Consider the following 11,871-nt stretch of genomic DNA (forward strand, 5'->3'; position numbering starts at 1 on the left):
GTCCGCGGTGCCGGCCTACAGCGCCAAACCTGCGGCGTCGGTACCGCGGCGGCTCAGCCCTCCGCGGTGAGCTGCACGTCGCGCATCGTCAGCCCTACCACGTCGCCGGAGCGGATCGACTCGCCGGCAGCCAGGTACACCGAATCGAGCGTCACGTCGCGCAGCGGCTCCTCCGGCAGTCCGCGGAACTCCAGCGCGGTCGCGGCACCCGAACCGGTCACATGCCGCAGCATGATGCGCCGCACGGCGCTCGGGGCCGCATTCTTCGGTTCGACGGTGCTCGACGGGTAGAACATGCTGAAGCTCACCGCCTCGTAGCGCACCGCCTTGATCGTCAGGTTCTCGAACAGCACGTCCTCCACGAATCCGCCGCGCCCGCGCATCGACTTGATGCGGATGCCGCGCTCCACCGCCGCCAGCGAGCAATCGTGCGCATACACGTTGCGTATGCCGCCGGAGACCATCGATCCGAGCGAGATGCCGCCGTGGCCGCCGACCATGGTGCAGTGGCTGATTTCCACGTTCTCGCACGGGCGGTTCACCCGCCAGCCGTCCTCGTTGAGGCCTGCGTCCACGGCGATGCAGTCGTCTCCCGTGTTGAACCAGCACCCCTCGATGAGCACGTTGCGGCATGAATCCGGGTTGCAGCCGTCCGTATTCGGCCCGGTGGAGTCGATGTGTACGCCGCGCACGATCACGTCCTTGCAGTACACCGGGTGAATGGTCCACATCGGCCCCTCCTGCAGCGTGACGCCCTCGACGAGCGCGTTGCGGCAGTTCACGAACTGCACGAACGAGGGCCGCAAGGCGTCCTCCTCGGTGCCGAATACGCGCTGCTCCACGGGCGTGCCGGCCGCGGCCATGTCGTACAGGCGGTTGGAGCCCGTCTGCTGTGCCTGCTTCCAGTCCCACCACTCCATGCCGTTGCCGGTGAGCGTACCCGACCCGGTCAGCGCCACGTCATGGCAGTCCCGCGCGTAGATGAGCGGCGAATAGTTGTAGCATTCCGTGCCCTCCCAGCGGGTGAACACCACGGGCAGGTAATCGGACGGGTCGGGGGAGAACTCGATCGTCGCCCCGGATTCGACGTGCAGCTCCACGTTGCTGGCCAGATGAATGGGCCCGGAACGCCAGTGCCCCGGCGGCACCGTGACGCGGCCGCCGCCCCGCGACGCACAGTAGTCCACTGCGTCCTGAATGGTCGGATAGCGCGACGACGGCACCTCCCGCGCGGGAATGTCCGGCTCTCGGATGGCCATGACGGCGTTGTGGACGGTGGATGCGACGTTGCCCATGCGGTACTCCTTCGATGCTGCGTAACTGGTTTCCATGGTAGACGGCAGGGACGGAATTCCGCACGCCGCTGCGCGTCGGCGGCCGGTGCGGCGCGTGGGCAGCGCGTTCTCGCCGTCCCCTGCAATGCATGGCAACAAAGGGACTGCGGGGTCTTGACAGTCCATACCATTGATGGTATGAACGCAACGAAGCAGAACACCACCTCGAACGACGCCTGCGAGCAGCTCCGCCCCGGCGTCGCCGCCAGCACGGGGTTCATTCCCACCTGCGGCGACAACGGCGTGTCCGCCAGACAGCACGACTACATCGCCGAAATCCCCGAAAACACCGGTCTCGACACCATCTTCCTCGCCGCCGGCGATATGGTCTGCGTGGCCGCCCGACCCATCAGGGCCGGCGAAACCGTGAACGTCGAAGGCCACGAACCCCTCACCGTGCTCGACGACGTGCCCCGCGGGCACAAGATCGCCCTCGAAGACATTCCCGAAGGCACCAACGTCGTCAAGTACGGCTTCGCCATCGGCCGGGCCAAGCAGCCCATCAGGCGCGGCGAATGGGTCCACACCCACAACATCGCCACCAACCTCGGCGCCAACCTCGACTACACGTACGAGCCCACCGACGACACCGTCAAGCCCGGCGCCCCCACCGGCACGTTCATGGGCTATCGGCGCGCCAACGGCAAGGTCGGCATCCGCAACGACCTGTACATCGTACCCACCGTCGGCTGCATCGACGGCCTGTGCGACACCATGGCCCGCTCCTTCCGCGCCCTGCACCCCGACAACGGCAACTTCGACTCCGTGATCGTGGCCCGCCACCCCTACGGCTGCTCGCAGCTCGGCGGCGACCTCGTCTGGACGCAGAACACGCTGCGCGGCATCGCAGAGCACCCCAACGCGGGCGGCGTGCTGCTCGTGGGCCTCGGCTGCGAAAACAACCAGATGGACCTCATGAAGGAAGGCATGCACGAATACGTGCCCGAACGCACCCGCTTCATGGTCTGCCAGGAGATGGAGGACGAGTTCGAAACCGCCGCAGACCTGCTCGAGGAACTCAACGACGCCGCCGCAAACGACGTACGCGAGCCCATCCCCATGAGCGAGCTCAAGGTCGGCGTGGAATGCGGCGGCTCCGACGGCATGAGCGGCATCACCGCCAATCCGCTCGTCGGCCGCTTCGCCGAATGGGTCACCTCCCAGGGCGGCTCCGTCATCCTGTCCGAAGTGCCTGAAATGTTCGGCGCGGAAACCGTCCTCATGTCCCAGGCGCGCGACGAAGGCGTCTTCCACGACATCGTCCGCCTCATCAACAAGTTCAAGGACCACTTCCGCAAGTACGGAGAGATCATCTCCGACAACCCCTCCCCGGGAAACAAGGCCGGCGGCATCACCACCCTTGAGGACAAGTCCCTCGGCTGCATCCGCAAGGGCGGCAAATGCGAGGTGGAGGACGTCCTGTGGTACGGCGAACGCCTCCGCCGCAACGGTCTGAGCCTCATGGAAACCCCCGGCAACGACATGGTCTCCACCACCGCCATGGCCTCCGCCGGCTGCCAGATCATCCTCTTCACCACCGGCCGCGGCACCCCCTTCGGCTGCTTCGTCCCCACCCTCAAGATCGCCACCAACACCCCCCTCGCCACCAAGAAGCACCGATGGATCGACTTCAACGCCGGCCGCCTCCTCGACGAGCCCGCCCCCGCGGTGGACAAGGACTTCCGCGACCTCGTCCTGCGCACCGTCAACGGCGCTCGCGCCAACAACGAGCGCAACGCGATGCAGGGTGTTGTCATCTTCAAAGACGGCCCCACCGAATGACGAAAACCGCCGCACGGAGCGTCCTCGGCGTTGCTCCTCGGTCGGCGTACCTTTGTACGCCTTCCCTCGGTGCGCCTTGAGGCCGCACGCGTGCGGCGGTTTTCGTCTCCGTATTTTCCGTGTATGCCGTGCGCCTTCGCCTTGCGATCGGCCGAATTCGCGCGCGTGGATTGCCGTTATTGTGGCGTGATTGGTTTACGGAGCGTCCTCGGCACAGCTCAGGGGCTCGACGTATTGCAATACGCCTTCGCCCTGCGCTGCACCGAGGCCGCACGCGTGCGGCGGTTTTCGTCTCCGTATTGCGCGCGTGGCCGTGTGCGTCCATCCGCGCCCCGGGGTACTGTGGAATGCAGCATTGCGAAGCAACAGCGTCAAATGTGTCAAACGCTTTACACGAGGAGGAAACATGCCATACGTCGTCGCTCAACCCTGCGTGGACGTCAGGGACAAGGCCTGCGTGGACGAATGCCCGGTCGACTGCATCTACGAGGGCAAGCGCTCGCTGTACATCAACCCGAACGAGTGCGTGGACTGCGGCGCCTGCGAGCCCGTGTGCCCCACCGAGGCCATCTTCTACGAGGATGATCTGCCGGACGAGTGGGCCTGGTACAAGGATGCCGCCGTCGAGTTCTTCGAGGAGGTCGGCGATCTGGGCGGCGCCTCCGCAGCCGGTCCGATCGGCAAGGATCCCAAGCAGGTCGAGGAGCTTCCCCCGCAGAATCAGGCCTGATTCCCCGCTGATCGCATATGGGTTTCCACGCTTTCTCCTCCCCCTATGACTGGGGTCGCATCGCCGAATTCAAGGTCACGGCATCCCGCATTCCCGGCGGCATGGCCGACCTGTCCGTAGGCTCGCCGGTCGACCCGGTGCCTGCCAGCGTTTCTGGCGCGCTCGCTGCCGCGGCGGACGCCCCCAATGCGCACGGATACCCGGTCACCGTGGGAACCAAGGATCTGAAGGACGCCATCGCCCACTGGTTCCGCCATCTGCGTGGCGTGGACCTTGAAGCGATCGGCGCGCATGCCATCCCCACGGTCGGCTCCAAGGAAGGTGTGGCGCTCATGGCGTCGCTACTTCACCTCGGCGAGGGTGACGTGGTGGTCCAGCCGCGCGTCTCCTACCCGACGTACGAGATCGGCACGCAGATCGCCGGCGCGCGCGTGCTCAAGGTGAGCGACGTGGCCGATGTCTCCTCATGGGAGCATGAGCCCGGTGTGAAGGCCGCGTGGGTGAACTCGCCGAGCAATCCTTCCGGAGACGTGCTTTCCGCGTCGCAGATGGCCGGCATCGTGGCGGCTGCGCGGCGCATCGGGGCCGTGGTGCTGTCCGACGAATGCTACGCGCTCATGGACTGGCGCAATCCCGACTCCGCCACCGCCGTGGAATCCAACGAGCCTGCGGCCGCACACGCATACTCACTCACCGCCACGCCGTGCGCGCTGAGTCCGCAGGTGTGCGGTGGCTCGGCGGACGGCGTGCTCGTGCTGTATTCGCTGAGCAAGCAGTCCAACATGGCCGGCTATCGTACGGCGCTCATCGCCGGGGACGCCGGGCTTATCGACGCCATGGCCGACTATCGCAAGCAGATCGGGCAGATCATTCCCGGTCCCGTGCAGGCCGCCATGGCCGCCGGACTGCGGGACGTGTCCGCCGTGCATGTGCAGCGCGAACGGTACCGCCGCCGTCTCGTTGTACTGGTCGAAGCCTTGCGTGCGTACGGCTATGATGCCGCCATGCCGCAGGGCGCCCTGTACGTGTGGGTGAGGGCGCTGACTGGCGACTGCTGGCGGGACATGGCGGATCTGGCGCGGATCGGCATCGTGCCGAGCCCCGGCGAGTTCTACGCCGCCCCCGAGTACCTACGCTTCGCCGTCACTGCCACGGATGCGGTCGTCGATCTGGCGTGTGCGCGACTGCGCGAGGCCGGTCCGACGCGCTGACTTCGGGCGGGTAAAACGATTTACCTACGCGTAGGGCTTGCCGGCGTGATCATTGCTTGGTCTTGCCGCACGGTTTTTCCGATTTGTGTGGTTGTTTTTCGTCATGCCTGGCATAGAGGCATTTGCGATTCGGCATCATTCGGCCCCTGCGGACTGGTCTGTCCGGCACTGCACCGCCGGAAACAACCACACAAATCGGAAATACGTCGGAGCGACTGACTACGTAGTGCTCCGTGCCGGTCGAAAATGCGTTGCCGGATGCCGCTACACGCCCAGGCTGGCCGCGCCGTTGCCGAATTTGCGCCGCACCGCATCGAGCGCCTGCTCGGCCTGGCTCATGCGCGCCGGTCTGGTCCCGTCCGGTCCCGCATGCTCGCTTTCGTCCAGGAGATCGTCGAGCGACGGCTGGACCGCGGTCGTCGAAGCCTCGGACAGTCCGCTCGCACTCACGCCCGCCAGACGGATGAGCCGCGGCAGCGTCTCGTCGCGCAGTGGTTGTGGGGGCTGCGGGGCCTGCAGCGGATCGGGCATGGGCATGTCCAGCATGGCTCGCAACAGCCGCATGGCTTCCGGCAGCATGGCGCTCGCCGTGTCGAACGGCCTGTCCAGCGTGCGGGCGCGCGTGCGGTAGCTCAGGTCCGCGAACCGCAGCTTCACCGTCAGTGTGCGGGCCATGAGACTGCGCCGGCGCAGCGTGGAGGCCACGTCGTCGCACGCCCAGCGCAGCAGATCGCGCACCTTGCGCATGGACTGCGTATCCTCGCTGAACGTACGCTCGGCCCCGATCGATTTTTCCGGCGTATAGGGCACCACGGACCGCTCGTCTATGCCGCGCGCCGCCAGCCACAGGCCGTGCGCGGCGGCGGGGGAGCCGCATGCCTGCGCGAGCGCGGTCTCGTCCATCGCGGCAAGGTCCGCCACCGAATTGACGCCCCAGGCGTTGAGCCGTTTCTCCAGCGCGGGGCCGATGCCCGGAATGCCGCGCAACGGCATCATCTGCACGAATTCGGCGTGGCGGGCCAGGGGAATGACCAGCATGCCGTCCGGCTTGGCGTTGGTGGAGGCCATCTTCGCCACGAGCTTGTTGCCGGCCACGCCCACCGAACAGGTCACGTGGAACCGCCTTCGCACCTCGGAACGGATCCACGCGCCGATCGCGCTCGGCCGGTCCCATTGCGTCAGTGCGGCGGACACGTCCATGTAGCCCTCGTCCACCGACACCTTCTCGATGCGGTCCGTCACCTGCTCGAACACCTCGGTGAAAATGCGGTGCGACTGCTCGCGGTAGTAATGCATGTCCACCGGCAGAAAGACGCCGTCCGGGCACAGCTGGCGTGCCCTCGCGGACGCCATCGCGGAGTTGATGCCGTAGCGGCGCGCCTCGTAGCTTGCCGCGGAGACCACCGACCGCGTACCCGTGCCGATGATGACCGGCTTGCCCTTGAGTTCGGGGTGCCGTGCCACCTCCAGCGAGGCGTAGAACGCGTCCATGTCGATGTGCAGCACCGTGCATCCGGTCTCGTCATGCCCCCAATCCCGTTTGGCGGCCTCCAGTCGCGGTGCTGTGCTCATGAATCCCATGGTAAACCGTCGGCCGCCGCGTTTCATCGTTCGCCGACGGGTAGCGTGGGATGGCATGTGGAGAGAATTGAAGCGGCTCGTGGTGCTTGCGCTCGGCCGGGTTCCGGTGTTCCTGTTGGTGCTCGGCGAGGCGACCGTCATGTACGCGGCCACGCTGGTGGCCAAGCAGGCGTTCACGCAGCTCGATCCCCTGTATGCGGTGTGGTACCGCGTGGGGTTCTGCGCGTTGCTCATGCTGCTGTGGCGTCGGCCGTGGATCGCCTCGAAGCGCGACCGGTTGCCGCACGGTACGTCCGCGTGGCTGGTGGTGGTCGGCTGCGGTCTGGCTCTGGCCATGATGAACACGATGTACTACGTGGCCATCAGCAACATGAACGTCGGCGTGGCCACGGCCATCGAGTTCATCGGACCGCTGTCGGTCGCGGTGATCGCCGGACGGTCGTGGCGCGAACGCGTGGGCATCGTGGTGGCGGCCGCCGGCGTGATCACGCTGGCCGGCATGTCGCTCGCCCAGCCGAGCGGCGGCACGTTCCTGATCGGCCTGATCGCCATTCTGGTCGGCGGGTCGATGTGGGGTGCGTACATCGTGCTGGGGCGCAGGGTGGCCGCGGGCGGCACGCCGCTCGACTGGCTGAGCCTGAGCATGCTGATCGGCTGGGGTGTGCAATCGCTGTTCCTGGCCGTCCCCGCCGTGCGCGCGACCGTGCATCCCAAGGCCGGGGCCACGTGGGCGGCCCGGCCCGGCGGCGGTTTGGCGCTGATCGGCCTGCTGCTCGTGGTGGCCGTCTGCGCGTCGTTCCTGCCGTACATCGTCGACCAGTTCATCATGCGGCGCACCACGTCCGGCGCGTTTTCCGTCATGCAGTCCGTCAACCCCGCCATGGCGTCGATCATCGGCCTTGTTTTCGGCGAGATTCCAACGGTTTGGGACGTTGCCGGCATTCTTTTGGTAATTTGCGCCGTAATTATTACCTTCTCCGGCGATTCTAATCCCGCATAGGTGCTATAGTGGTCCCTCGTTGCGCTTTGTTTGCAAGATGAGGTGCGACTGGAGTGATGCCTGAGTGGCCGAAAGGGGCACCCTGCTAAGGTGTTAACTGCGTTTAAGCGGTTCGAGGGTTCGAATCCCTCTCACTCCGCACATCAGGGATTCACGGGTTTCCGTGAATCCCTTTTTTCATGCCGTTTTTGGCGGAATCCCAACGTTTTCAAGCCGTTCCGGCACTCGCCGGCCGTTCGCGCGAAGGTGCGTGGGATGGCGTGTTTATGCGCACGGTAGGTGGTAAATAATGTGCTAAATAAACGTGTCGATGGCTGTTAGCACTCTAGGCGTCTGCCTGCGCCATGGGCCGGTCATGCACGGCCGGCGGAATCCTGCTGCCGGGAGATCATATCCCTATCGTTGACGTGTCATCGGTGAATGCGTGTGTCCCGCCCGGCCTTTCCCGGTGACGGCCCGCTGTTGCTCGATCGGTCCAACCTGTGCGCTCAAATTCGCAGGTTGGACCGATCGTGCGGGAAAACGGCCGTTTTCGGGGCCGAAAATCGCATGACCGGTCCAACCTGCGCGCAAGCAGGCACAGGTTGGACCGATTGGGCGGAAGCAATGGGCGGTTTCCCGAAAACCTGCCGGTCGGTGGTGTCGTCGGCGGAAACGTGTATTATTGGGAAAGTTGCAACTTTTCTACTAGTAGAGATCGGAGGCTGAACGATGGGTTCCGTCATCAAGAAGCGCCGCAAGCGGATGAGCAAGAAGAAGCACCGCAAACTGCTGCGTAAGACTCGTCACCAGCGCAAGTAGTCTTGCCGCTGAACCGTCAGCGAGAATGAAACGAAGCCCCGCGAATCCGTTTGGATCGCGGGGCTTTTCGCATGTCTTGCGGGCATGCCGTACGGTCAGGAACTCACTTGTTGGAGTTGGTCATCACGCGCGGGCCGTTCGGGTCTCCCACGATCACCTTGTCCACCATGTTGAGGAACAGGCCGTGCTCGACCACGCCCACCGTGTTGATGAGGTCCTCGGCCAGCGCCTGCGGATGGTCGATGCGGCCCAGATGCAGGTCCACCACGTAGTTGTTCTCGTCGGTGCGCACCGGCTCGCCTTCCGCGGTGAGGCGCAGAACCGGCTTGTAGCCCTTGGCCTCGAAGCGCTTGATCACATGGCCGGCGCCGAACGGGATGACCTCGACCGGCAGCGGGAACGCGCCGATCGTGTCCACCACCTTGGACTCGTCCACGATCCACACGATCTTGTTGGAGTTCGTCGCCACGATCTTCTCCCACAGCAGGGCCGCGCCGCCGCCCTTGATGCCGTTGAAGTTCTTGTCCACCTCATCCGCGCCGTCGATGGTCACGTCGATGTGGTCCACGTCGTCGATGTCGACGATCTTGATGCCGTAGCCCTCGGCCTGCTCCTGCGTGCGGCGGGAGGTGGTCACGCCCGTGAACTGGAGGCCCTCCTCCTTGACGCGGCGGCCGAGCTCATCCACCAGAAAACGGACGGTGGAGCCGGTGCCCAGACCGGCGATCATGCCGTTGGTCACGAGCTTGGCGGCCTCGATGCCGGCCGCCTTCTTCAGCGCGTCCTGCTGTGCCTTATCCATGTGCATCTCCTTAACAAGATACGGGAACCTATGGCTCCCAGTGTAGTGCGCGCGCGGATTTTCGCGCCCCGTGCGGCCCGTCAGCGTTCGCGCACTGACGTGAGGCGAAATGCCGCCCCGTCGAGCTCTACGGTACCGTCCTGCGCGATGGGCGAGTCGATCTCGATCGTACCGGTGATGTGCAGCTGCTTGCCGGCCCATCTCGGGCTGCCCGAAGGCGGTGGCGTGATGCGCAGCAGCCCGGAGGCCGTCAATGTGGCGGCGCCCTGTGCCGGGACCCGGGACGGAGCGGTGGACGCTTCGCAGGAGGGCTGCGCCGGCGAGGGACTCCCCGCCGGTTGCGTAGCGGCTGACGGTTGCGCGGAGGAAGACGGTTGCGCGGAATCGTCAGCTTGCGTGTCCGGCATGTCCTGCGGATCGGCCGGCGTCTCTCCTCGTGCCTTGACCGCGGCGGGGGCGATGTCCGGCACACCCTCCGGCTCGGCCAGCAGATCTGCCACGGAACGGGACGACGGCTTGCGAACGTCGGGATCGGCCCCGGACGGCTCCGACGGTTTCGCGATCGACTCCGGTGTGGCATGACCGTCCAGCACCAGTTGCACGTCCGGCGGCACGTCGAGCCCGCGAGCGTACTCGGAGGCGATGAGCGAACGCCAGCCCTCGATCGGCAGATACCCGTCGCGTGCCCCGGACCGGCAGTCGCCCGCATACGTGCGCGCCAGTTCGTCCACCAGTTCGTTGCCCGCGTTGCCGGCGTGACCCTTGACCCACACGAACTTCACCGGGCCGGGGCGCTTGGAGATCTCGGCGTCGATGGCCTTGATGAGTTCGGCGTTCTTGACCGGCTTCTTCTGCGAGTTCTTCCAGCCGTTCTTCTTCCACCCCCTGACCCACGTGGTGGAACAGTTGATGGCATACTGCGAATCGGTCTCGATGGTCAGCGGCTGCGGGCCGGGATGCGTGCGCAGGGCCTGCAGAACGGCGCATAGCTCGCCGATCTGGTTCGTGCCGTTCGTGGCGCCGCCCGCGTCGTAGCCGTGCGCGTCATGCTCATGGCCCGGCTCCCCGCCGTCGCCCGCGTGCTGTGCGTGGTCGGCCCAGGCCCAGCCCATGGGCCCGTTGGGATTGCCGAGGGCCGATCCGTCGGTTGATACGACAATGGTCACCGTGCTGCTCCTTGTGCGATGCGGACTGGCAATGCCAACGGGCCGTCGCCGCCGTGGTGGCGGCTCCCCTCGCCTACGTGAAGCCCACTGGGCTTCCCGTTAGACGGCTCGGCATTGGGATTGCCGAGGGCCGATCCGTCGGTTGATACGACAATGGTCACCGTGCTGCTCCTTGTGCGATGTGCATGTGCTCCTGTTATGCGTTCAACCCTAGCGTCTTCATGAGCGAGGCCACGTGCCCCTTCGCCCTGACGTTGTAGCGGGCGACGGCGATCGACCCGTCCGGTTCGATGACGAACGTCGAACGGATCACGCCCACATGCGTTTTGCCGTACAGCTTCTTCTCGCCGTAGGCGCCGTACGCCTTGTGCACGGCCAGTTCCGGGTCGGACAGCAGCGGGAAGGTCAGATGGTCGCGTTCCATGAACCGGTGCAGCTTCGGCAGTGGATCCTTGGAAACGCCCGCAACGGTCAGCCCTGCGCCCTGCAGACGGGCCAGATTGTCGCGGAAGTCGCATGCCTCGGTGGTGCATCCGGGCGTCATGGCGGCCGGGTAGAAGTACAGCACCACGCGGTTGCCGGATTCGAGCAGATCGCCAAGCGATACCGTGCCTTCGCTGCCATCGGGCAGGAGCGCGGGCAGGGAGAACACGGGCGCGGAGGCGCCGGAAGCCAGACGCTGGGGGAGCGAGGCGGATTGCATGTCAGATGAAGTGGTAGTCATGGCTTTCATCGTAGGCCCAGAGCCGCACACCGGATTGTGCGCCTGCTGGAAGGTGTATTGCGGGTGAACGTGGGTGGAACTTTGTTGTGGGTTGTGCGACACGCCGTGCGGGAATGGTTTGCGGTCGTGCGGGGCGCGTGGTTGTGGGTTATTGTGGTGGTGTTGGCCGTGTTTTGCCGTGTTGCGACACGCCGTGGGATGTGTTGTGTTTGTTGGGGTTGGGTGGTGTCGTGTCTGGGTGGGGTTGCGTGGGTGCGGGGGTTCGTGTATGTTGTTCTTTCGCTGCCGCACGGCGGTGCTGCTCTTCTGGGGTGGTGGTCCGGTGTGCGTGTGTGGTGGTTTGAGAACTCAAGAGTGTGTTTGTACTGCTTTTTTATGCAAGTCTTTTGATTGCCAGTCCGATGCCCGCCCGTGGGTTGTCCGGTTTTCCGGGTTTGCTTGTGGGTCCATGTAGTGTGGTGTGAGGGGTGTCGGGGTTTTTGTGCGTGCTTCTTTTCCTTATTAAGAAGCCGCGTCTTTTTCTTTATTTTTGAGAGTCATCTGTCGATGTCTTTCCATGAAGGTTTTTTTGTGGAGGGTTCGATTCTGGCTCAGGATGAACGCTGGCGGCGTGCTTAACACATGCAAGTCGAACGGGATCCCGGGTTTCGGCCTGGGTGAGAGTGGCGAACGGGTGAGTAATGCGTGACCGACCTGCCCCATGGTCCGGAATAGCTCCTGGAAACGGGTGGTAATGCCGG

General features: G+C 65.1%; 10 protein-coding genes, 1 tRNA gene and 1 rRNA gene. 7 read left to right on the forward strand and 5 right to left on the reverse strand.

Features of this window, described 5'->3' with window-relative positions; translation table 11 throughout:
• Positions 1 to 53 precede the first annotated feature (53 nt).
• On the reverse strand, positions 54 to 1,295 hold the full coding sequence (locus tag AC1AZA_RS10025) for a glycoside hydrolase family 28 protein (RefSeq protein ID WP_476514518.1): 1,242 nt from the start codon (positions 1,293 to 1,295) through the stop codon (positions 54 to 56).
• A 177-nt stretch (positions 1,296 to 1,472) separates the two neighbouring features.
• On the opposite strand from AC1AZA_RS10025, the gene AC1AZA_RS10030 reads away from it, so the two are divergent.
• The 3 genes from AC1AZA_RS10030 to AC1AZA_RS10040 all read left to right on the forward strand — a co-directional run bounded on the left by AC1AZA_RS10030 (position 1,473) and on the right by AC1AZA_RS10040 (position 5,057).
• Complete coding sequence (locus AC1AZA_RS10030; RefSeq protein WP_476514519.1) at positions 1,473 to 3,116, forward strand: UxaA family hydrolase; 1,644 nt, start codon at positions 1,473 to 1,475, stop codon at positions 3,114 to 3,116.
• Between the two features lie 406 nt (positions 3,117 to 3,522).
• Positions 3,523 to 3,846: a ferredoxin gene (gene fdxA / locus AC1AZA_RS10035; protein ID WP_476514520.1), complete on the forward strand. Its 324-nt coding sequence runs from the start codon at positions 3,523 to 3,525 to the stop codon at positions 3,844 to 3,846.
• 17 nt (positions 3,847 to 3,863) lie between these two features.
• A complete protein-coding gene (locus tag AC1AZA_RS10040; protein ID WP_476514521.1) occupies positions 3,864 to 5,057 on the forward strand; it encodes an aminotransferase class I/II-fold pyridoxal phosphate-dependent enzyme in 1,194 nt (397 codons plus the stop codon).
• Between the two features lie 264 nt (positions 5,058 to 5,321).
• On the opposite strand, the gene dinB is transcribed toward AC1AZA_RS10040, so the two are convergent.
• The gene (gene dinB, locus AC1AZA_RS10045; RefSeq protein WP_476514522.1) at positions 5,322 to 6,629 is read right to left on the reverse strand and encodes a DNA polymerase IV; all 1,308 of its coding nucleotides are present in this window, start codon (positions 6,627 to 6,629) and stop codon (positions 5,322 to 5,324) included.
• Positions 6,630 to 6,705: 76 nt separating this feature from the next.
• On the opposite strand from dinB, the gene AC1AZA_RS10050 reads away from it, so the two are divergent.
• The 3 genes from AC1AZA_RS10050 to AC1AZA_RS10060 all read left to right on the forward strand — a co-directional run bounded on the left by AC1AZA_RS10050 (position 6,706) and on the right by AC1AZA_RS10060 (position 8,439).
• Entirely contained in the window at positions 6,706 to 7,638 is a 933-nt protein-coding gene (locus AC1AZA_RS10050; protein WP_476514526.1) for an EamA family transporter, read from the forward strand.
• A 50-nt stretch (positions 7,639 to 7,688) separates the two neighbouring features.
• A tRNA-Ser gene (locus AC1AZA_RS10055) sits at positions 7,689 to 7,777 on the forward strand.
• Positions 7,778 to 8,349: 572 nt separating this feature from the next.
• Positions 8,350 to 8,439, forward strand: coding sequence for a 30S ribosomal protein bS22 (locus AC1AZA_RS10060; RefSeq protein ID WP_004268639.1), 90 nt, complete (start codon positions 8,350 to 8,352; stop codon positions 8,437 to 8,439).
• A gap of 103 nt (positions 8,440 to 8,542) precedes the next feature.
• Here AC1AZA_RS10060 and rpiA read toward each other — a convergent pair whose 3' ends face one another.
• The 3 genes from rpiA to AC1AZA_RS10075 all read right to left on the reverse strand — a co-directional run bounded on the left by rpiA (position 8,543) and on the right by AC1AZA_RS10075 (position 11,140).
• On the reverse strand, positions 8,543 to 9,241 hold the full coding sequence (rpiA, locus tag AC1AZA_RS10065; protein WP_476514523.1) for a ribose-5-phosphate isomerase RpiA: 699 nt from the start codon (positions 9,239 to 9,241) through the stop codon (positions 8,543 to 8,545).
• Positions 9,242 to 9,321: 80 nt separating this feature from the next.
• The gene (locus AC1AZA_RS10070; protein WP_476514524.1) at positions 9,322 to 10,407 is read right to left on the reverse strand and encodes a ribonuclease H family protein; all 1,086 of its coding nucleotides are present in this window, start codon (positions 10,405 to 10,407) and stop codon (positions 9,322 to 9,324) included.
• A 196-nt stretch (positions 10,408 to 10,603) separates the two neighbouring features.
• Complete coding sequence (locus tag AC1AZA_RS10075) at positions 10,604 to 11,140, reverse strand: peroxiredoxin (RefSeq protein WP_476514525.1); 537 nt, start codon at positions 11,138 to 11,140, stop codon at positions 10,604 to 10,606.
• Between the two features lie 558 nt (positions 11,141 to 11,698).
• On the opposite strand from AC1AZA_RS10075, the gene AC1AZA_RS10080 reads away from it, so the two are divergent.
• A 16S ribosomal RNA gene (locus AC1AZA_RS10080) occupies positions 11,699 to 11,871 on the forward strand; the annotation flags it as partial.

This window comes from Bifidobacterium sp. LH_389 (assembly GCF_056357235.1).